Raw genomic sequence first — 21,302 nt, forward strand, 5'->3', positions numbered from 1 at the left:
TCCCTTTCACGCCATCGCCGATGGGATCAAGCTGAGGGCTTATCCGATAGCTTCTTCATCAGTTGTTCGATGACGCCGTCAAGCTCCCCGGCGCACGCCTCGTAGACCTCGACGGGGCCGCCAAACGGATCGGCTACGTCGGTTGACGACGGGTCGGACCCGACGAATTCCAGCAGCGTATGCGTCTTACCCGACGCCTCCGGATACTGATACAGGAGGTCGTCCTTGTGCGACGCCGTCATCGTAAAAATGAAGTCCGCCTTCGTCACGAGCTCCTTGGTGACGGGCTGTGACTGATGGTTTGGGACGACGACTTGGCGCCGAATCAGCGCATCGGTCGCGTAGCGCGCCATCGGATGTCCCGAAAACGCGTAGATGCCCGCCGAATCCACGGTCACGTCGACTCCCTGTAAAGCTGCGTGATGTCGCGCCAAAGCCGCAGCCATCGGACTGCGGCACGTATTTCCGGTACATACAAAGAGAATGTGCATGAATCGTCTCACCTATATTCCTGAGCCCGTGCCAAAAAGGCCGAGACGACTAGTCATGGCTCGAGTCTGGTTTCCGCTTCCCCTTCAGTATATCCCTGCTGTTTTTATCCATGCAATCACGCCAACCAGCCGCGTTCGGAGGGGATAGGGCGAAATACCCCAATCGCCCGCGCCGGGGATGAGACCTCAGAACAAAAAATTGAGGCCACAGCCAATCAGCACGAAGGCACCGAGAATCTCTCCATAGCGCCCGACAGAACCGCTAAACTTCTTGCCGATGAACAGCCCTGTCGCGCACATCAGCATACTGATACAGCCAAATGACATGGCCGATACGACACCGTACGTGGCACTGCGCAAGCCGAGGCTAAAGCCGACGGACAGCGCGTCGAGCGAGACACTCGCCGAAAACAGCGTCATGGCGAAGGCGTTGCCGATAGGCTTTAGCGTCTCCTCCTTGCCGAACAAACTGCTATACAGCATGTGGGCGCCAAGTCCCATCAACAAAAGCGCGCCAAACCATTGGGCCAATCCACCTAGGTAATACCCCACAAGATTTCCAAATACGAGGCCGGCAAGCGTGAGAATGACGTGAAACACACCAATGGAAAAGCACAGTTGTAGTGCCGTTTTGTGGTTGATATTTCCAAGTCCGATCCCGATCGATAAAGAGAGCGCATCCATACCGAGCGCAAACGACATCAAGAGGATTTCTGTTAGTGCCTGCAGGTGATTCACGCCGTGGCTCCCCCTCTTCTCAACTAGTCCATGTCTATGCGCTCGTCCATCCGCTCATGAAAGGAAGGTGATCCGGCGACGCCACGAAGGGGACTTTGCGGCGCAAGTGGCGGACCATTGACGCAGCAGGCAGTCTCATTGATTTCCAAATGATGCATAAGGTTGGCACTCTTGATAAACGCTTTCCCTATAATCCGCTTTTTGCGTTCAAACGGTGAGACGGACGGTCATCTCACGCGTTTCGACATCCCTGTAATGAGAAAGCGAAGGAGGCCCTACCATGCATCTCATCATCCGCACGCTTGTCGTCACCGCCGCGGTGTCGGGCGCCACCGGCCTTCTGCCAGGCTGTGGACAGCAAAGAGGCGCGGCGAACAGCGCTCTGCCCATCGCCAACGACACGGCGGGATTCGCGGCGTCGCCTTCGACGCAGCACAACACGTGGTCATCGAATCAACCGCGTGTCGTGGTGGTGTTGAACGTGGAGCACGTGAGCGGACAGGGGCTAAGGCTCGTCACCAAACCGGCGGCGCCTGGTGAAACGGGCGAATCCGTCGTCGATCTCGCGAGCCCCAACGGACTACCCAACTACATCAACGCACAGTTCCCGCATGACCTCGTCCGCCGAGTCGTCGTGCAAAATGCCGACGGCCAAGTTTTACGCGACGCCACAGTCTCCAGCCGGGGCGAGGTCTCGACGTCGGTAAATGCCTCTGCGGCGACGTTCGCCCTCGGTCAGCACATTCAAGTACCCCCTCCAGGCGTCTCTATCGATCACGCCATCCGGCCCGTCGCCCCCGTCACCGCCCCCCCGCAGGACAAAGCGGACGCGGTGGTCACCGTCGCATCCGACCGCGAAGGGACACCGAACATCTGGGGTCACAACGCGGACAGGGGCGAAACTGGCTTTGACTGCAGCAACTTCGTCTCCTACGTGTACCACCACGCCCTTGGCTATCAGATGAATGGCAACAGCAACGCGATAGAGGACACGGTCGGCGTCACCGTTCCAGAATGGGACATGCGCAAGGGGGATTTGCTGATCTTCGACAACGGTAGGCACGTAGGTATCTATCTAGGCAACGATCAGATGATTCAATGCGGCGGCGGCCTCGGCAAAGTCGGCGTCCTGCCACTTGGCCCGGACACCGAGTGGGGCAAGCACTTGAGCGCAGTCCGGCGGATGTTTTGACGATTGCCACGCGACGAATCGGAACCGTTCTAGGGCCGGCGCAAAGTGCAGATGCGTCGGCCTTGTCACGTCGCGAGGTGCCAATGCACGCCGATGACTCCCAGGATTCCCCCGTGCAATTTCTCAAGAATAAGATAGGATAGAGAATAGAGTACTAGATTGTATCGGGGACGGGGTTGAAACGGGTGTTGGGTCGGAAATCGGTTACAGGAATGGGCGTTGCAATCGTTTGCCTCGTCGGTTTGGTCGGATGCGCGAACACAGCGGGTGGCGGATCGACGGCGAACACATCTTCGGTCAATCGCGCGACGGCGTCTAGCGTCGCCAACTCATCGTCATCCGCAACCACGGCAAATGGGACGAGCACAGCCATAAAAATCGTCCCGACGAATGAACCACCGATCACTGCGGACGAGATTTTTGAAAGCTATTCAACGAGTTCTGTGTCGTCATCCTCTTCTGGCACAACCACACAGACGACAAGTGGCGGCGTTTCCACTACCGCGAGCACTACCACGAGCAATCTGCAAAGCACCGGCGCAGCACCTGGTAGCTCCACAGCGACGCCGCCGTCCACAGGGCACGCGAACACGTCGACTGGGACGACCAGCACGGGAAAGAGCGCGACGGGCTCGAGCAACAGTTCCGGGTCGACAGCCGGCGGGTTATCCACCAATGGCACCGGCAGTACCGGTGAATCAGGCGGTGCCAGCGGTGACAAGACCGCATCATCCGGGGCGAGTTCGAACGCTTCCAGCTCTACGACCACGGGGTCAGGTGCCCCTTCGACAGGGTCCTCGACGAGCTCCGGAAGTCCATCGTCCAGTACGGCGACTAACACTACAAATACTGCGTCAAGCCAGTGAACTGGGGATTAAGCACACCCTAGCCCACCATCGGCGAATCACGCAACAATGCCCTCATCTTCGGTTCGCCGAAGATGAGGGCATTGTTGTAAAAAAGCGGACATTTGCGTCGAGCGTAAATGCCCACTGGATTGTAAAGAAAACGAAGTTAAGCTGTCTTGTCGCTCGCATCCACCTGCGAATGTGTCGGTTGTTCATGAGCGTCCTTGTGAACCGCTTTCTCCATCAGATGGTTACCAACGAGCATTGCCGCGCCGACCACGAGTAGCAAAACCACACCTACTATCACCAATCCGACCATGTATTTTCACTCCCGCACTCGCGATGTGTTTAACTCCTGCAATGGTCATTATAGCTGCCATTTGTGCGATGGGAATGGGTCGGCGGCACTCTCTGACGACTTGCCGCAGTTTGTTCTCACTTAAGACTAGATTCCGACACACTTTAGGATCTTTCTGGAATGTGGCACAATTTGGTGAGTATCCCGGCAACTCGCCGACGACGCTCAAGGGCCCTCACATGTTTCGCCGATACCTGCCACCGACTTCGTACAACGCACGTGTAATTTGTCCGAGCGATGCGAACCTGACGGTCTCCATCAGCGCAGCAAAGATGTTTTCCCCCTTCATCGCCACCTCTTGAAGGTGCGCCAAGGCTTGCGGTGCACGCGCCGCATGCTGTTCCTGAAACGCGCGAAGCGCTCGGATTTGTTGCTCCTTCTCCTCCTTCGTAGCGCGGGCGAGTTCGACACTCGGCGGCTCGTAGTCGGCTGCGAGCGTCTTCGGGTTGAGGAACGTATTGACGCCGATGATCGGGAGTGCTCCGGTATGCTTCTGCTCCTCGTAATAGAGGGACTCCTCCTGGATCTTGCTGCGCTGGTACTGCGTCTCCATGGCGCCGAGAACGCCCCCGCGGTCGTTGATGCGATTGAATTCCTCGAGTACCGCCCGTTCGACGAGATCCGTCAATTCGTCGATAATGAACGCGCCCTGCAGCGGATTTTCGTTCTTGGCGAGCCCAAACTCGCGGTTGATGATCATCTGAATGGCCATCGCGCGCCGAACGCTGTCTTCCGTCGGGGTGGTGATGGCTTCGTCGTACGCGTTGGTGTGAAGCGAGTTACAGTTGTCGTAAATGGCCAGTAAGGCCTGTAGTGTGGTGCGAATGTCGTTAAAGTCGATCTCCTGAGCGTGCAGTGACCTGCCAGACGTCTGGATGTGGTATTTCAACTTTTGACTACGCTCGCTCGCGCCGTATTTGTGCTTCATCACCGTCGCCCAGATGCGGCGAGCCACGCGGCCGATGACCGTGTATTCCGGGTCCATCCCGTTGCTGAAGAAAAACGAGAGATTCGGCGCAAAATCGTCAATTTGCATGCCGCGACTGAGATAGTACTCCACGTACGTAAACGCGTTCGCCAGTGTAAACGCCAGCTGCGTGATAGGGTTGGCGCCCGCCTCCGCGATGTGATATCCAGAGATACTGACGGAGTAGTAGTTTCGCACCTGGTGGTCGATGAAGTACTGTTGAATATCCCCCATCATCCGCAAGGCGAACTCGGTGGAGAAAATACAGGTGTTTTGCCCTTGATCCTCCTTCAAGATATCAGCCTGAACCGTACCGCGGACCGTCCGCAGCGTAGCGCCTTTGATTTCCGCCAACTCCTGTTCGGAGGGCTCGCGTCCGTTCTGTGCTCTGAACTTGTCGACTTGCTGGTCGATCGCCGTGTTCAAAAACATCGCCAACAGCATGGGTGCCGGCCCGTTGATGGTCATCGAGACACTCGTGTTCGGCGAACACAGGTCAAAGCCGGCGTACAACTTCTTCATGTCCTCAAGCGTGCAGATACTGACGCCGCTCTCTCCGATTTTGCCATAGATGTCTGGGCGGTAATCCGGGTCCTCGCCGTACAGCGTCACACTGTCAAAGGCGGTGGAGAGTCGCTTCGCGGAGTCGTTTTCACTCAGATAGTGAAATCTCCGGTTGGTGCGCTCGGGTGTCCCTTCACCTGCAAACTGCCGCCGCGGCTCCTCCTCTTGGCGCTTGAACGGAAACACGCCCGCCGTAAACGGGAACTGTCCTGGGACGTTCTCGAGCATCGACCACTTGACAATTTCCCCCCACTCTTCGTACTTGGGCAACGCAATTTTGGGAATGCGCGTGCCCGAGAGCGATGTGTGAGTGAGTGTCGTGCGCACTTCCTTGCCGCGCACGTTCGTCGTGTATTCGTCTGCCGCATACGCCTGTTGCAGTGCGCTCCAGCCGTCGACGATCCGCTTTGTATCCCTGTGTGCCGTTTCCCAGCGACGTTGGAACATCAACTCGAGGGTGTCCGCGATGGCGTGCGCGTCGGCGTCCGGTTGCTCCCGCAGTTGCGCAATCGTGCCCTTCAATTGGTAACTTTGCCGTGCGATTGATACCTGTTGATGGACGAACGCGTGGTAGGCCTTCACCGCATTGGCGATGTCGAGCAGGTACTGCGCCCGCTCCCCTGGAATGATAGCCGGTTTGCGGTTGCCAAGGTCGCCAACCGCGGTCGAACTCACCCAGTTGGTGCCGCACTTCTCGTTGATGATATCCAACAGCGCAAGGTACATGACATTCGTCCCAGGGTCGTTGAATTGGCTCGCGACCGTTCCGTATACAGGCATCTGCTCGACGCTCGTATGAAACCTACCCTGATTGCGTTGAACCTGTTTGCGGACGTGCCGCAGGGCATCCTCGGAGCCACGGCGGTCGAATTTGTTGATGACGACGAGATCTGCGTAGTCGAGCATATCTATTTTCTCCAACTGGGATGGGGCACCGAATTCCGCGGTCATCACGTACAAGGCCACGTCGGAGATGGAGACGATTTGTGCGTCCCCCTGACCAATCCCGCTCGTCTCCACGATGATCAAGTCAAACGCCGCCGCTTTCGCGATGTCAATCGCTTCTGCTATCGCGTCCGACAGCTCGCTTCGCGACTTGCGGGTGGCCAAACTGCGCATAAACACCCGGTCGCTGTGAATCGCGTTCATCCGAATGCGGTCGCCTAAGAGGGCGCCGCCCGTCTTCTGCTTCGACGGATCGATAGAGAAGATGGCGACGTGCTTGTCGGCGAAGTCGCGGGTGAAGCGGCGCACGAGTTCGTCGGTCAAAGACGACTTACCCGCACCGCCTGTACCCGTGATACCCAGGACAGGGACCGCCTGCCGCCGTTCGTGAATCGCTGCCAGCACGTCCTTGTAGGCGTCTTGTGCGCGGTGATTCGCCTGCTCCACATAGGTGACGAGTTTGGCGACCGTCTGCGGCGACCGCTTCGACAGGTGCTGTACGGCAGCGCGCACGTCGGAGTCGGCCACTGGGTCGAAGTCGCAGACGCGGATCATGTAGTTGATCATCCCTTGCAAGCCAAGTCTGCGCCCGTCGTCGGGTGAGAAGATCTTCGCAATTCCGTACGACTCGAGGTCTTTGATCTCCTCGGGAACAATGACGCCCCCACCGCCAGCGAAAATCCGGATGTGGTCGGCGCCGCGCTCTCGGATGAGATCGTACATGTACTTGAAAAACTCGACGTGGCCGCCTTGATATGAACTGACAGCGATGCCCTGAACATCCTCCTCAATCGCCGCGCTCACAATCTCGTCGACGCTGCGGTTGTGACCGAGGTGGATGACCTCCACTCCGGACGCTTGTAAGATTCGCCGCATGATGTTGATAGAGGCGTCATGTCCGTCAAATAGGCTCGACGCGGTGACAAACCGCACGGCGTGTTGAGGGCGGTATGGCACCGTCTCCTGAGTCATTGAGAAATCTATCCGGTCTTGCTTTCCTTTTGATGGGTCTACTTGATTTGCGCTCTGTGCATTCATCGGGGTCCCTCCAGACGTTCCAACTTTGGCCTTGGCAATTCCCGTTTCAAGTCCGTCTATCACGCGTCTACCGCACCGCACGCTTGCATCAACATCTCGGTTTGAACCGAGCAGAACTGCTCAAACGCGATGCCGTCGAACGCCCAGCGGCGAAATGCCCACATCTGCCCGGAGACGACGATGTTCTGCGCCATGAGCGGGATGGATTCGGGCGCCAGGGCGAGCGACCCGTCCGCATTGCCCGCTGTGAGCAGCCGTTCGAACACCTTCGTCACCTCCTCTTCATCCCGCAGCACCTCGCGCAGGAATTCTCGGGGCAGCGACTTACTCTCCTGGTAGATCAGCAAGATGTCGTTCTTCATCAACTCCACGACGCCAAAAAATGCCTCCATGGCGTGCTTGAGGCGCGTCGCACCGCGAGCGTGTTCGGACAAGCGACTCCTCAACTGCTCCTCGACAGATTGGTGTATGCGCTTACAGACGAGGTACAAAATGTCCTCCTTCGACTGCACGTACTCGTACACGGCGCCGTTTGAAAGTCCACTCGCCTTGGCAATCTCCCTTGTCGTCGTCTTGTGAAACCCTTTCTCGCGAAACAGTTGGACGGCGGCTTCGATAATTTGATCCCGCCGCTCGCGAATTTTCTCCGGATTCTTTACGCTGCTTGGGACAGTCCGTGACATCGACTCACTCCTTCCCGACTGAGCGCTCGCTCAATTCCAGTGTACGCGTTTTCACAAAGGCCTGCAACGCGTTTATGCCACCTGTCGCGGCGGCGGATCAGACGCGGAACACGCGTCCTTCCGCCGCTTTCTGTAAGCGATTCATGACCGCCGTGCCAAGGCCGCGGCCCGGATTGACGCCGTGGATGAGAATATCGGTGGCACCCTCGTGATCGAATTCGCGAAGCAATTGATATAAGTTCTTAGCCAGGGCGTCCTCGTATGTCTCGTGTGGCAGCGGTCGCTGCAGCTCGCGGGCAATCGGGAACTCGTAGCGGCTGAGAAAGTCGTCCGGAGCGATAATAGAAGCCTTCGGCAAGGGTCGCGCACTCGGCACCTCGTCGTCGATGAGCAACTCGAGCATCGCCCGGTGAACGTCTTCCGGATCCCCCCACCACACGTGGACAGAGGCGTTTGGCGCATAGTGGCGATACTTCATCCCAGGGGCCAGCGCAGGCGCGTTGGCGTCGGTGACGTTTGCATCGTAGACCACGGGCAAGTCGAGTACGTTTGCAATCATCTCCTGTGTCACTCCGCCCGGCCGTAAGATGATGGCGCGCTGGTCGTCGACGAGCAGCACGGTCGACTCCACGCCGATTCCACAATGGCCGCCATCGACCAAGCCATCAAGCGCGTCCGCCAGGTCCTCTTCCACTGCCGCCGCAGTCGTCGGACTCGGTCGGCCCGACGTATTGGCGCTCGGTGCCGCGATGGGCACTCCGCACAGGCGGATGAGCGACTGCGCAACCGGGTGGTCCGGCATCCGGATGCCGACGGTGTCCCTTCCCGGGTGCACGGAGTGGGCCACCTGTTGCCCGACCGGGAACAAGAGCGTCAACGGACCTGGCCAGAACGCGTCCATCAATTTCTTTTCCACGTGGCTCGGCTCGTATCCCGCAGGCAGCAGATCCGCGAGTTGACGCTGGTCTGCGATGTGGACAATCAGTGGATTGTCAGCGGGTCGGCCCTTAGCGGCGAAAATCCGCTGTACAGCCGCCTCATCGAGCGCATTTGCCCCCAGTCCATACACGGTCTCGGTCGGAAATGCGACCAGTTTCCCGACTCGCAACATTTCCGCCGCTTGTGCAAGTGACTCCTGATTCCGTACGTCGTCCTCACCCAAAGTCCACCGCTGCATACTGACACTCCTCACAGATTCGTCCTAGCCTGTTGGCCCCTATTTACTCAGCAACTGCTTCAAGGCCTTGAAAGCCTCCTCGCCGTAATCCACACTCGCCATCCGAACTTGAACGGTTTGCTTCTTGCCGTCGGCCCCAGCGACTTGAATCGTCTCTAAGGGTGGCAGGTCTGGGAAGGATCCAGTGTTTGGCACCGCATCGCCCTCTGCTACGTCGATGAAGCAGAGAGGTGGATATAACACGCACCACCAGTTTGCTCCTTGCCCTTTGCCAATAGTCAGGCGCAAGGCTTCATAATTGCCGGCCGGGTATACCCGGTTGCCATAGATTTTCGTCGGGAAGGGCACCTCGCCGACATCCGTGCGAATCGGCTCGTAGACGCCATGCGCGTGTTCCACGCGCGTCGCCGTCGCCTCGATTTGTGGAATGTGTTCGATGACAATCTTCCGCGCCTCTGTCGCGTTTTTCGCGCCGGAGACCCAGCCGCCGACCTGTTCGACGACGGCGTCGCGGATTTCCAGCTTCAGCGTCTGATCCGCTGGGCTGTCGCTGTTTGCAATGATGCGAAGACGGAGTGCCTCTTGGGGAATTGGCGCGTCGTGGGGCGTCGCCACGTTGCTGTATACGACATCCTTGGCTTCAGCCGAGGCCGGATGATGCATGAGCATCCTTCCTGCACCGACAACGACCGCCGCAATTCCAACAAAAGCTACAAACCGTCTCGAAATCCGCATCCGGAATCCCTCCTACCGTATCTAGCAACAGTCTCGCCAGAGTCTAGTAGGGTTAAACCCGTTTGCTAGATTTTTAGGAGTGTGCCGTTCTCCCCTCGCGGATGACCTCGACGACGCGCTCGATGCCGCGCAAGTCACGACGGGTGCGCACAGTGAAACCACTCCACCCCGGTTGCGCGCGAAAGAGCTCGGCAACGTGCTGCGCTTGACCGCTTCCCACCTCGAAGAAAAATCCTGCACAGCGCGCTTGAGAACCCAATACCGAGGTAGGAAGATCCGCAAAAGCCCGATAGAAATCCAGACCATCGACGCCTCCATCCAGTGCGATGTGCGGCTCAAAGTCCCGGACGTCGCGATCAAGCTGCAAAAGCTCACCCTTTGGAATATACGGCGGGTTGCTGACGATGACGTCGAACGATTGCCCGACGTCCGCCTGTGCACGCAGCCACTGCAAGCCGTCCGCACGAATGACCTCGACGCTGGCACCCAGGTGCAAGGCGTTCTCGCGCGTCAACTCGACGGCCTCCTTTGCGATGTCGACCGCGGTGACGGACGTCTGCGGACATTCCAAGGCCAGCGTAACAGCGATACAGCCCGTACCTGGACCGATTTCCACGAGGCGAAGCGGATGGTCTGAAGCGCGGCGACAGGCCGCGCTGCGCACGAACGACAGCGTCGCCTCGACGAGTGTCTCCGTATCGGGGCGCGGGATCAGACAGCCAGGACGCGTCTCGAAGACCCGTCCGTAAAAATGTGTATGCCCGAGTATGTACGCAAGCGGTTCGCCGTTCAACCGGCGTTCAACCGCCTGCTCGACAAGCGCCTCGCTGTCAGCCGGCACCTCTTGTGTCAAGTGCTGCAGAAGCGACAGGCGAGACCAGCCCATGACCTCGCAGACCAGTTGTTCCGCCTCGGCGCGCGTCTGATGCGTCACTTCCTCGGCTGACCACGTCTCGTAGATCTCACTCGTAGCGAGGCGCAAAGCCTGCGACGCGATGAGCTTGGCGAAAAGCAGCGGCTCCTTCATTACGCCTCCGCGGCGGTCTCGAGCATGGACGCCCGATCCGCGACGATGAGACCGTGTATGATTTCGTTCAAGTCCCCTGCGAGCACCTGTTCCAGCTTGTGTAAGGTCATCCCAATGCGGTGATCGGTCACGCGGCTCTGTGGGAAGTTGTACGTGCGGATTCGCTCGCTCCTATCGCCCGTTCCCACTTGGTTCTTGCGCGCTGCCGCCTGCTCTTCCTGTTGCTCGCGCTGGAATTTCTCAAACAAGCGCGCACGCAGGACTTTCATCGCCTTTTCCCGGTTCTTCAACTGCGACTTTTCGTCTTGACAGGAGACGACGATACCCGTTGGCATGTGCGTGATGCGCACGGCCGACTGGGTCGTATTGACGCTCTGTCCGCCAGGCCCTGTCGAGCAAAACGTATCAATGCGGATGTCCTTCTCCTGAACGTCCACCTCGACCTCTTCCACCTCCGGCAGCACCGCGACCGTGGCCGTCGACGTGTGAATCCGCCCGCCCGACTCCGTAACGGGCACGCGCTGGACGCGATGCGTTCCACTCTCGTACTTGAGCTTGCTAAAGGCGCCTTGGCCCTGAATCGACAGCGTCACTTCGCGGAAGCCGCCCATGTCCGTGTAATGCGCGTCAATCATCTGCGTCTTCCAACCCTGGTCTTCGGCAAAACGCGTGTACATGCGCAGAAGCGTACCCGCAAACAACGCGGCTTCCTCGCCTCCTGCAGCGGCGCGGATTTCCACGAACACGTTCTTGTCGTCGTTCGGGTCCTTTGGCAACAGCAAGATCTGCAGTCTATCTTGAAGCGCCTCCACCTCCGACTGCAGCTGCTCGATCTCGGCGCGCACAAATTCCTTCATATCGTCGTCGAGCTTCTCTTGAAGCATCGCTTTCGCGTCGTTCAACTGGTCCTGTACGGCCTTCAGAGAGCGAAACGTCTCCACCGTCTCCTGCAGGTCAGACTGTTCCTTGGCGTACGTTCGGAGCAGGTTCGGGTCGCTCACGACCTCCGGGTCACACAGAAACTGACTTAGTTGATCATAGCGGTTTTCCATCAACGATAATCGTTCGAACACAAACACTCACCTCCAGCCTTCCTGAGATACAAAAAAGCCAAAGTTGGTATCCCCGACGCATGAGCGAGCCACCCGCGAGGGCGACCACCGGATCCAACGATGGCTTATGTGGGCAGAAGCGGTTCAAGTGGGGACGCTTGGCGCTGGCACAAGAACCACTTCACACTCCAAATCACTAGTGCGGTCAAGCACTTATTGTGCTTTGATACCGTACTTTTTATTGAACTTGTCTACGCGACCGCCTGCATCGATAAGCTTCTGCTTACCTGTGTAGAACGGATGGCACTTCGAGCAGATTTCAACGCGAAGGGTGTCCTTCACGGAACCCGTCTCAAACGTATTGCCACAAGCGCAGGTCACAGTCACTGTATGGTAATTCGGATGGATATCCGTTTTCATATCTGTTCACCGCCCTTTTAACGTTTAAACACTGTTTTTTATTATAACACAGGGTTGTTCAAATGTCACGTGCGACACGTGAGAGGAAAAAATTCTTATTTCGAGCGTACTATACGCTTTCAATTGTTACAGGGAATTATTGTCGGTCTATGTCCCAGGGAATTATTCTTATGGAGCAACATCAATTCACCCGATAGGAGGGATTCCAGATGTTCAAGTTATTCTCTGCTGCTGCCGCACTGGCCACCCTGTTGACCGCCTGTGCCCCCGTGTATGCGGCAACGCAATCCTCAACGCAACAAGGGACCACAAATGTAACGAGCCAAGTCAGTAGTTCTCCAAACTTTGGCTTCTTGCCCGAACCCGACGACGATTGATTTCGTGAGCCTTAACATCAGATTGCACGACGCGATGTACTCGCTTGTGCACAATGACCGAGCGCCGTATGCCGACGGCGCTCTTTCAGGCATTGGTCGGCCATCCTCCCCGGTGTTGCAGCCTTACTGGTTGGAGGCGCCGACAGTCGCCTGATTGCTTGGCTTGCGTTCCCGGCTGAGCGACAGACTGTCGAGAAACTCCTGGTTCGTCTTATAGTGGCGGAACTTACGCAGGAACATCTCGGTAAATTCTTGATTGTCCCCCATCGACTTGCGAATCGCCCACATCTTTTCAAGTTCATCCTTCGTGAGCAGAGCCTCTTCGCGACGAGTGCCGGAACGACGGATGTCGAGCGCCGGGAACACGCGCTTCTCGGAGAGCTTCCTGTCTAGATGCAGTTCCATGTTGCCTGTTCCTTTGAACTCCTCGTAGATGACGTCGTCCATACGAGACCCTGTTTCGATGAGCGCCGTCGCGAGAATGGTCAGGCTTCCGCCTTCCTCCACATTGCGTGCAGAGCCAAAGAACCGCTTTGGACGGTGGAATGCCGCCGGGTCAATACCCCCTGAGAGCGTTCGCCCGCTCGGTGGCACAACCAAGTTGTAGGCGCGGGCGAGGCGCGTGATGCTGTCCATCAGAATAATGACGTTCTGTCCGTGCTCGACCAGGCGCAACGCGCGTTCGAGAACCAATTCAGCCACTTTGATGTGATTCTCCGGCAGTTCGTCAAAGGTGGAGGCGACCACTTCACCGGTGACGGAGCGCTGCATGTCGGTGACTTCCTCTGGGCGTTCGTCAATCAGCAGCACAAACAGGTGTGCGTCTGGGTAATTTTCCGCGATGCTGTTGGCAATCTCTTTCAGCAGCAACGTCTTGCCCGCTTTCGGCGGAGCGACGATCAACCCGCGCTGCCCGAAGCCAACCGGTGTAAACAGGTCGATAAGGCGTGTAGCGATATGTTCAGGTGTGGTTTCCATGCGAATGCGTTCCGTGGGGAACAAGGGCGTCAGGGCTGGGAAGTGCACGCGTTCAGCGGCGACCTCGGGGCTGTATCCGTTTACGGCTTCCACGTGAAGTAAACCAAAGTAGCGTTCATTTTCCTTAGGGGGTCGAACCTTACCTGAGACGAAGTCACCGGTGCGAAGGTCAAATCGGCGAATCTGAGATGCGGCGACATAAATGTCTTCCTGACTCGGCAGATAACCGACCGGTCTCAGAAATCCGTACCCGTCTTGCATGATTTCCAGTACGCCGGCCGCAAATATGAGTCCGTCTTTTTCAGCTTGAGCTTTCAAGATGGAAAAGATCAGCTCTCGCTTTTTCATCGTCCCGTAGTACGGAATCTGGTATTCCTTCGCGTACTTATAGAGTTCAGTTAGTTTCTTTTCTTCTAGTTCCTTAATGTCCAAATTCGTCCCTCTCATTCTTTACCGCCACACGGAGATTGCGGTCTGGGTCACACATATAATGAAAAAATGTAGTCACACCAAAGCGGCGGACTTATAGGCAGCAGAAGTCGTAAAGCACTGTCCAACACGAAAGGAAGCGAAGGTGGAGAGGATAGTGATCCTTGATCAAGTGTCGAGGAGACTATACATTCCATGATGTGTACGTTCTTCATAGGGTGACGCGGCGGATGATAAGCATAGTATAGACCCGGTATACCCAATTCTACAAGCGGGGAAACCATCTGAGTTTAAAATGAGTGGCCTGCCGCACGCGACGGCAGGCATTCACCCGAGGCTACTTCTTGTGTAGTGTGCTCCAGTCGGCCAAAAAACGTTCAATCCCGCGGTCCGTGAGAGGGTGTTTGATCATTTGATCTAACACCTCAAACGGAACGGTGGCGATGTGCGCCCCTGCCTTCGCAGCTTGTGTCACGTGGATTGGGTGACGAATGCTCGCTGCGATAATCTCCGTGTCGATGGCGTGGACATCGAAGATGTGAGCGATATCTGAAATCAACTCGACGCCGTCGACACTGATGTCATTGAGGCGGCCAATAAACGGACTGACGTACTGAGCGCCCGCACGTGCCGCCAGAAGCGCTTGATTCGCGCTAAAAATCAACGTCACGTTCGTTCGAATGCCGCGCTTGGCCAATTGGTACACGGCCTTCAGACCCTCTGCAGTCATCGGGACCTTGATGACGATATTCTTGTGGATGTCCGCAAGCGGCAATGCTTCCTTGACCATGCTCTCTGCATCCAAGCTGACAACTTCTGCACTGATTGGGCCATCGACGATGTCGATGATCTCCTGGAGCACTTGAATGAAATCGCGACCCTCCTGCGCCACCAGGCTCGGATTGGTCGTCACGCCGCTAAGAATGCCCATTTCCGCCGCCTGGCGAATGTCATTCACGTTCGCGGTGTCGATAAATAATTTCATCTCTCTCGTTCCTCCCCTGCAGAACTTGTCCGGCAAGGAACTGGCGGTTGTGGTCCCTAGGCTTGCAGTTGATCCTTTACCGCCTGCCGCAGCTCGTCGATGTCAAACGGCTTGGTAAAGTGCGCGAGCGCCCCCATTTCCATTGCCTCTTGAATTAAATCGAGTTCGCCGTACGCCGTCATCATGATGACTTTTGTATCGAGCTCCAGCTTGCGGATGTTTCTCAAAATCTCGAGTCCATCCATACCGGGAATCTTCATGTCGAGCAAAATCAGATCTGGCTGTTCTCGCTGAACAATCTCGAGTGCTGTCGTGCCATTCGGAGCTTGAAAGATCTCGTAGCCCTCACGTTGCAAGACCTCTTGTAAAAGTACGCGAATGCCAAATTGGTCATCGACGACCAGTACCTTGTACGCCACACGAACACACCCTCTTCATTACATAAAAAACACTATGTATATGCAAGAGAGTTCGTCATGTGACGTGAAGATTCCTTCGTCGCCAGAAAAATCAGCGCTCGCCCTGGTACGCTACGCTCGCCGAGATAAACTCGCGGAACAGCGGCTGTGCCCGGTTCGGCCGGGACGTAAACTCTGGGTGGAACTGCACTCCGACGTACCAACGATGGTTCGGCACTTCGACGATTTCGACCAGGCGCCCGTCCGGCGAAGTACCGGTGATGGCCAGGCCGCGTTCCTCTAATGTGGCACGGAATTCATTGTTAAATTCGTAGCGATGGCGATGGCGTTCCGCGACCCAGTCATTTTTGTACGCCGCAGCAGCAAACGAACCTTCGCGAACGCGACAAGGATAGGCTCCTAGGCGCATCGTGCCGCCTTTATCTTCGACGTCCTTCTGTTCCGGAAGCAGGTCGATGACTGGGTACTCGGTCGTCGGGTCGATCTCGCTCGTATGCGCGCCATTCATCCCCGCCACATGTCTCGCGTACTCGATAACCGCGATTTGCATGCCGAGGCAAATTCCGAAGTATGGGATGTTCCGCTCGCGAGCGTAGTGCGCCGCGACGATTTTCCCTTCGATCCCCCGGTCGCCGAATCCACCTGGCACCAAAATACCGTCGACATCCGACAACAGTTTGTCCACGTTCAGCTCAGTGACTTCCTCGGCGTGTACCCAGCGGATGTTGACGTGCGCATCGTTTTCGTAGCCGCCGTGATTTAACGCGGCGACGACGCTGGCGTATGCGTCCGGAAGCGCCACGTACTTGCCGACGACCGCAATCGTCACCTGGCGGTGCAAGGATTTCACTCGGTCGACCATCGCCATCCACTCGGCGAGGTCCGGCGCTGGCGTCTCGATGCCGAAGTGGCGCAGAACGATATCGTCCAGCCCCTGTTCCCGAAGCATCAGCGGCACTTCATAAAGCACCTCTGCGTCGCGCGCTTCGACGACAGAATCCTCGTCAGTGTCACAGAACAGCGCAATTTTCTTCTTGACGTCTTCCGCCAGTGGAACTTCCGTCCGGCAGACAATCACGTTCGGACTGATGCCGATGCTGCGCAAGGAGGCCACGCTGTGTTGGGTCGGCTTGGTCTTGACTTCACCGGCCATCTTTAAATACGGGATGAGCGTGACGTGAATGTACAAGACGTTGTTGCGGCCAACTTCGCCCTTCATCTCGCGAATCGCCTCGAGGAACGGCTGGCTCTCGATGTCGCCGACGGTTCCGCCGATCTCCGTGATGACGATGTCCGTGTCTGGTTTTGCGGCTTGCATGATGCGCTCTTTGATCTCGTTCGTGACGTGGGGGATGACTTGAACTGTGCCGCCGAGATAGTCGCCGCGGCGTTCTTTGGAGATGACTGACCAATAAATGCGGCCACTTGTGACGTTGTTGGCCTGGCTCAAATTATTGTCGATAAACCGCTCGTAGTGTCCGAGGTCGAGGTCTGTCTCAGCCCCGTCGTCGGTGACGAACACCTCGCCGTGTTGATACGGGCTCATCGTGCCGGGATCGACATTGATATATGGATCAAACTTTTGAATCGTGACATTGAGACCTCGGTTTTTCAGAAGACGCCCCAGGGATGCGGCGGTAATTCCTTTGCCTAGCCCCGATACGACGCCTCCGGTCACGAAAATATATTTCGTGCTCATGAACAACTGCCCCTTCCATGTATTTACAAGAACCTCGAATCAACACACAAAAACTGCGCCCTGGTCACGCCCAGAACGCAGTCAAAAGACTGAGCACACCCTTAGTCTTCCTCTTCCTCTTGGTCCTCATCGTCTTCATCGTACTCTGCTTCTTCCTCGAAATCTTCGTCATCCGACAATTCTTCCTCGTCATCGTCGCCCGATTCGAAGTCGACTGCATCGTCATCCGCCGCCGGTGTGTCGTAGTCCGACTCCTCAGTGTCGATGACGTCAGCATCCTCATAATCCTCGTCGAGGTCTTCGTCATCGTCGCCAAAGGCGTCTCCAGATTTGCGTACAAACTTCTTGCCGCTGAGACGGTCGGCGACTTTATCTGTCGGGTACCAGCGATTGAGGCCCCAGACGTTTTGACCGATGCAGATGAAGCGGCCATCGATGTTGATCTCTGTATAGACCCGTGCGATCAGCTCGTTGAATTGTTCCTCCGAGAGACCCCGCAACTCCTGAATTTCTTGCATGATGTCGCGAAAATAAAGTGGCTCTTTTTTTGCCTTGAGGATCTCGTAGGCAAGCTCCACTAATGGCATTTGCTGGATCTCGTGATCCGGCCGCGTCAGCGTGACAGCCATTCACACCCGTCCCTTCTGTACCTCGTAGCAAATACATGGATTATATCACACGGTGCAAGTCAGTGTCATGCGATTCCTACGTGTTGCTAAGAAAAAGCAATCTAGGTGTCATCTTACCCATTGTCACGCCAATTTTAACCTGAGTTTTCGGGTGTCTTCGGAAGTAGCATCTGGTCTATGTCTTGTAACAACCTCGCCGCGACGGTCGCCGGGCTCAATTCCTTATGTACTTCTATCAAATCGCGCCACCGCGCATTCGCTGTGGCGCTCTTCCTGAGCCTTTCCTTCAACTCCATTTCGACGAGGGATAGGATGTGCGCCCGCCTGCGAATCTGTGCGCGCTGTTCGGCGTCCGGACGCTTTGCCATGTGCGCTTGATGGGCGCAAATTGCGTCCCAAACCTCGGCAATCCCCTCGCCGCTCGTCGCCACGCTTGGCACAATCGGCACGGGCCAGTCGTTACGCCACAGCGCGCGTTCGTGAACCATCGACTGCAAGGCCCGCAAGAGCGACTTGGCACCTGGTTCGTCCGCCTTATTCAGCACAAACACGTCGCCAATCTCCATGATGCCGGCCTTTGACGCCTGCACTGCGTCACCCGCGCCAGGCGTTAACACCAAGGCGACCGTGTCCGCGACGTGCAGCACGTCGAGCTCAGCCTGACCGACCCCGACCGTCTCCAGCAGAATCGCATCGCAGCCAAACGCGGACAAGGCCATCAACATCTCCCGCGTGGCGGCCGCCATTCCGCCGCGGTGACCGCGGTTGCTGACACTGCGGATGAAGACGCCGGGATCGCCGCTGTGATCGCTCATGCGCACGCGGTCTCCGAGAAGTGATCCGCCCGTGAACGGCGACGATGGATCGACAGCCAGTACCCCGACGATGTGCCCTGACCGGCGCAAATGCGTAATCAATTGATTGACAAGCGTACTTTTTCCCGCTCCAGGTGCGCCCGTGAACCCCACGACTCGCGCCTTATCCGCGTACGGATAAAGGGCCTCGAGAAGTTGGTCCTTATCAGGGTGTCCGTCGGTCAAATGGGATAGGGCCCGCGCCAAGGCCCTCCTGTCCCCCTGTACAATCCGCTCCACTAGGGGATGATTCACAACCTTTACCTCCCCGTTGTCCGTGCCCTTCCTCGCCCGTTTGCAGCCAAAGTGTGCTTTGCAAGCCTGCCCGCGCCTCACTCACTGAGAAGGCTGCGCGCGATGACCACGCGTTGAATCTCGTTCGTCCCCTCGTAGATCTGCGTGATTTTCGCATCTCGCATCATGCGCTCGACGGGGTACTCCTTGATAAACCCGTAACCGCCGAGGATTTGGACCGCTTCGGTCGTCACCTGCATCGCGGTGTCGGAGGCGAAGACCTTGCTCATCGCAGACGCTTGGCCATATGGTAGGCCCGTCGATTCCAGCCAGGCCGCCTGGTACGTCAGAAGGCGCGACGCTTCAATTTTCGTCGCCATATCTGCCAGTTTAAACTGAATGGCTTGAAGATCGGAAATCGGATGGCCAAACTGCTTGCGCCCCCGCGCGTAATCCCTGGCAAACTCGTACGCGCCCTGTGCGATGCCCAAAGCCTGCGCCGCGATTCCGTTGCGCCCGCCGTCCAGAGTCATCATCGCGATTTTAAACCCGAAGCCCTCTTCGCCGAGTCGATTTTCCGCTCCTATGCGGCAGTCTTCAAAAATCAACTCAGCCGTCGTCGATCCCCGGATCCCCATCTTGTCCTCGTGTTTGCCAATGCGAAAACCAGGCGTGCCCGCTTCGACGATGAATGCGCTGACCCCGCGCGTGCGCTTGTCCGGGTCTGTCAGAGCGAAGACCACGTACACGTGGGCCGGTCCGGCGTTCGTGATGAACACCTTGTTGCCATTCAGAATGTAACTGTCCCCGTCCTTTGTCGCCGTCGTGCGCATGCCGCCGGCGTCAGATCCTGCGCCAGGTTCCGTCAGTCCGTACGCTCCGAGCCATTTGCCCTCTGCCATCGGCCGCAGGAAGCGCTGTTTTTGATCCTCCGTGCCGAACTTAAAGATGGGCCAGCCAGAGAGGCTCGTGTGCGCAGATAGGACGACGCCGGTGGACCCGCAAACGCGAGACAATTCCTCCACGGCGATGACGTATCCGAGATAGTCCATCTCCGCTCCGCCGTATTGTTCCGGCCAGGGGATGCCCGTCAGTCCAAGCTCCCCCATCTTGTGAAACAGTTCAATGTCAAAGGACGCCTCGCGATCCCGGTCGGCCGCGCCCGGCTTGACTTCCTTTTCGGCAAACGCCCGCACCATCTCGCGCAGCTGCCCATGTTCTCTACTCAATTGAAAGTGCATACGTTCGCTCCTTTTGTGCTTCTGATGTCATCCGTGTGGCCTCGTCGCGATAGCGAGCGCCGAAGCGGTCTGTCACTTCGCTTCTTTCAACACCTGCCGCGCGATGACGATACGTTGAATCTGGTTCGTCCCTTCATAGATCTGCGTCACCTTGGCATCGCGCATCAGCTGCTCCACGTGATACTCCGCGATGTACCCATACCCGCCGTGGAGTTGGACCGCATCCGACGCGATGGACATCGCGGCATCGGACGCGAAGAGCTTCGCCATCGATGCTTGTTTTCCGCACGGCAACCCTTCGCTTTTCATTTTGGCAGCGTGATAGATCAGCCAGTGAGCCGCTTCCACCTTCGTCGCCATGTCGGCCAACATCAGCTGAACCGCCTGCAGGTCTGCGAGCGGATGGCCGAACTGTTCCCGTTTTTGAACGTAGCTGGCCGATAAGTCCAAGGCCCTGCGCGCGATGCCCTGAGCCTGTGCCGCGATGCCGATGCGCCCGCCGTCGAGCAGCTGCATGGCGATATGGAAGCCGTCCCCGACGCCGCCGAGCACATTTTTGGCGGGAATCCGCACGTCGCAAAAGGAGAGCGGGCAGGTCGACGACCCGTGCAGCCCCATCTTCTTCTCGGACGGTCCGATGGCGAGCCCAGGCGTGTCCCGTTCCACCAAAAACGCGGTCACGCCGCGTTTGCCGAGGTCGGGGTCCGTGACGGCGAACACGCAGAACAGGTTGGCCTGGGCTGCGTTCGTGATAAATATCTTCTCACCGTTTAAGACGTAGTCTTCTCCATCCCTCACTGCGCGGGTGCGAATCCCCCCGGCGTCGGAGCCGGCAGATGGCTCCGTCAAGGCAAACGCGCCAATCCACTCACCAGAGGCAAGTCGAGGTAAGTAGGTCTGTTTTTGTTCTTCGGTGCCAAAGTACAAGATGGGAAACGATCCGACAGATGTATGAACGGCCAACACTACACCCAACGCCGCCGAGGCGTACGAGATCTCTTCGATGGCGCTCACGTACGAGATAAAGTCGGCACCCACCCCGCCGTACGCCTCCGGGATGGGGAGGCCCAATAGTCCAAGTTCGCCCATCTGCTTTGCGATGTCGCTCGGAAATTCGTCCGTTTCATCGATTTCAGGCGCCCTTTGTAAGATTACCTCGCGCGCAAACCGGCGCACGGTGTCACGCAGGGCCAACTGTTCCGCTGTCCAGTCAAAGTCCACG

23 protein-coding genes are annotated in these 21,302 nt (G+C 57.3%); 3 read left to right on the forward strand and 20 right to left on the reverse strand.

Annotation, left to right across the window (positions count from 1 at the left end; translation table 11 throughout):
• Nucleotides 1-26 precede the first annotated feature (26 nt).
• Entirely contained in the window at nucleotides 27-491 is a 465-nt protein-coding gene (locus NZD89_RS27215) for a low molecular weight protein arginine phosphatase (RefSeq protein WP_268005748.1), read from the reverse strand.
• A gap of 186 nt (nucleotides 492-677) precedes the next feature.
• Entirely contained in the window at nucleotides 678-1,229 is a 552-nt protein-coding gene (locus tag NZD89_RS27220; protein WP_268005749.1) for a manganese efflux pump MntP, read from the reverse strand.
• 162 nt (nucleotides 1,230-1,391) lie between these two features.
• Between NZD89_RS27220 and NZD89_RS27225 the strand changes: the two genes are divergently transcribed.
• Together NZD89_RS27225 and NZD89_RS27230 are read left to right on the forward strand one after the other, a co-directional pair.
• Nucleotides 1,392-1,769, forward strand: coding sequence for a hypothetical protein (locus tag NZD89_RS27225; protein ID WP_268005750.1), 378 nt, complete (start codon nucleotides 1,392-1,394; stop codon nucleotides 1,767-1,769).
• Nucleotides 1,711-2,421, forward strand: a complete 711-nt coding sequence (locus NZD89_RS27230) for a C40 family peptidase (RefSeq protein WP_268005751.1) — start codon at nucleotides 1,711-1,713, stop codon at nucleotides 2,419-2,421. The genes NZD89_RS27225 and NZD89_RS27230 overlap by 59 nt, the downstream gene beginning before the upstream one ends.
• 154 nt (nucleotides 2,422-2,575) lie before the next feature.
• Here the strand turns inward: NZD89_RS27230 and NZD89_RS27235 are convergent, their stop codons facing one another.
• From NZD89_RS27235 to rpmE, 10 genes are all read right to left on the reverse strand, one after another.
• Entirely contained in the window at nucleotides 2,576-2,794 is a 219-nt protein-coding gene (locus NZD89_RS27235) for a hypothetical protein (RefSeq protein ID WP_268005752.1), read from the reverse strand.
• 54 nt (nucleotides 2,795-2,848) lie between these two features.
• Nucleotides 2,849-3,262: a hypothetical protein gene (locus tag NZD89_RS27240; RefSeq protein WP_268005753.1), complete on the reverse strand. Its 414-nt coding sequence runs from the start codon at nucleotides 3,260-3,262 to the stop codon at nucleotides 2,849-2,851.
• A gap of 173 nt (nucleotides 3,263-3,435) precedes the next feature.
• A complete protein-coding gene (locus NZD89_RS27245) occupies nucleotides 3,436-3,588 on the reverse strand; it encodes a hypothetical protein (protein WP_268005754.1) in 153 nt (50 codons plus the stop codon).
• Between the two features lie 214 nt (nucleotides 3,589-3,802).
• Entirely contained in the window at nucleotides 3,803-7,075 is a 3,273-nt protein-coding gene (gene icmF / locus NZD89_RS27250) for a fused isobutyryl-CoA mutase/GTPase IcmF (RefSeq protein ID WP_268008635.1), read from the reverse strand.
• A gap of 125 nt (nucleotides 7,076-7,200) precedes the next feature.
• Nucleotides 7,201-7,824 carry a TetR/AcrR family transcriptional regulator gene (locus NZD89_RS27255; protein ID WP_268005755.1) on the reverse strand — a complete coding sequence of 208 codons (624 nt, stop codon included), beginning with the start codon at nucleotides 7,822-7,824 and terminating at the stop codon, nucleotides 7,201-7,203.
• Between the two features lie 97 nt (nucleotides 7,825-7,921).
• The gene (locus tag NZD89_RS27260) at nucleotides 7,922-9,001 is read right to left on the reverse strand and encodes an L-threonylcarbamoyladenylate synthase (RefSeq protein ID WP_268005756.1); all 1,080 of its coding nucleotides are present in this window, start codon (nucleotides 8,999-9,001) and stop codon (nucleotides 7,922-7,924) included.
• Nucleotides 9,002-9,040: 39 nt separating this feature from the next.
• A complete protein-coding gene (spoIIR, locus tag NZD89_RS27265) occupies nucleotides 9,041-9,736 on the reverse strand; it encodes a stage II sporulation protein R (RefSeq protein ID WP_268005757.1) in 696 nt (231 codons plus the stop codon).
• A 73-nt stretch (nucleotides 9,737-9,809) separates the two neighbouring features.
• A complete protein-coding gene (gene prmC, locus NZD89_RS27270; RefSeq protein WP_268005758.1) occupies nucleotides 9,810-10,763 on the reverse strand; it encodes a peptide chain release factor N(5)-glutamine methyltransferase in 954 nt (317 codons plus the stop codon).
• Nucleotides 10,763-11,836 carry a peptide chain release factor 1 gene (gene prfA, locus NZD89_RS27275; protein ID WP_268005759.1) on the reverse strand — a complete coding sequence of 358 codons (1,074 nt, stop codon included), beginning with the start codon at nucleotides 11,834-11,836 and terminating at the stop codon, nucleotides 10,763-10,765. Before prfA ends, prmC begins: the two co-directional genes overlap by 1 nt.
• Before the next feature lie 192 nt (nucleotides 11,837-12,028).
• Complete coding sequence (gene rpmE, locus NZD89_RS27280; RefSeq protein WP_268005760.1) at nucleotides 12,029-12,235, reverse strand: 50S ribosomal protein L31; 207 nt, start codon at nucleotides 12,233-12,235, stop codon at nucleotides 12,029-12,031.
• Between the two features lie 209 nt (nucleotides 12,236-12,444).
• Between rpmE and NZD89_RS27285 the strand changes: the two genes are divergently transcribed.
• Nucleotides 12,445-12,612 (forward strand): hypothetical protein, encoded by a 168-nt coding sequence (locus tag NZD89_RS27285; protein ID WP_268005761.1) that lies wholly within the window; start codon nucleotides 12,445-12,447, stop codon nucleotides 12,610-12,612.
• Between the two features lie 123 nt (nucleotides 12,613-12,735).
• On the opposite strand, the gene rho is transcribed toward NZD89_RS27285, so the two are convergent.
• The 8 genes from rho to NZD89_RS27325 form a co-directional block, all read right to left on the reverse strand.
• Entirely contained in the window at nucleotides 12,736-14,037 is a 1,302-nt protein-coding gene (rho, locus tag NZD89_RS27290) for a transcription termination factor Rho (RefSeq protein ID WP_438938747.1), read from the reverse strand.
• 319 nt (nucleotides 14,038-14,356) lie between these two features.
• The gene (gene fsa, locus NZD89_RS27295) at nucleotides 14,357-15,004 is read right to left on the reverse strand and encodes a fructose-6-phosphate aldolase (RefSeq protein WP_268005763.1); all 648 of its coding nucleotides are present in this window, start codon (nucleotides 15,002-15,004) and stop codon (nucleotides 14,357-14,359) included.
• Between the two features lie 56 nt (nucleotides 15,005-15,060).
• Nucleotides 15,061-15,423, reverse strand: a complete 363-nt coding sequence (locus NZD89_RS27300; protein ID WP_268005764.1) for a response regulator — start codon at nucleotides 15,421-15,423, stop codon at nucleotides 15,061-15,063.
• Between the two features lie 91 nt (nucleotides 15,424-15,514).
• Entirely contained in the window at nucleotides 15,515-17,122 is a 1,608-nt protein-coding gene (gene pyrG, locus NZD89_RS27305; protein ID WP_268005765.1) for a CTP synthase, read from the reverse strand.
• 101 nt (nucleotides 17,123-17,223) lie between these two features.
• Nucleotides 17,224-17,751: a DNA-directed RNA polymerase subunit delta gene (gene rpoE / locus NZD89_RS27310; protein ID WP_268005766.1), complete on the reverse strand. Its 528-nt coding sequence runs from the start codon at nucleotides 17,749-17,751 to the stop codon at nucleotides 17,224-17,226.
• 134 nt (nucleotides 17,752-17,885) lie between these two features.
• Entirely contained in the window at nucleotides 17,886-18,860 is a 975-nt protein-coding gene (meaB, locus tag NZD89_RS27315) for a methylmalonyl Co-A mutase-associated GTPase MeaB (protein ID WP_268005767.1), read from the reverse strand.
• A gap of 77 nt (nucleotides 18,861-18,937) precedes the next feature.
• Nucleotides 18,938-20,080, reverse strand: coding sequence for an acyl-CoA dehydrogenase (locus tag NZD89_RS27320; RefSeq protein ID WP_268005768.1), 1,143 nt, complete (start codon nucleotides 20,078-20,080; stop codon nucleotides 18,938-18,940).
• A 72-nt stretch (nucleotides 20,081-20,152) separates the two neighbouring features.
• On the reverse strand, nucleotides 20,153-21,301 hold the full coding sequence (locus tag NZD89_RS27325) for an acyl-CoA dehydrogenase (RefSeq protein WP_268005769.1): 1,149 nt from the start codon (nucleotides 21,299-21,301) through the stop codon (nucleotides 20,153-20,155).
• Nucleotide 21,302 lies beyond the last annotated feature (1 nt).

It is taken from the genome of Alicyclobacillus fastidiosus (assembly GCF_026651875.1).
In the GTDB taxonomy this organism is placed as follows: Bacteria; Bacillota; Bacilli; order Alicyclobacillales; family Alicyclobacillaceae; genus Alicyclobacillus; species Alicyclobacillus fastidiosus.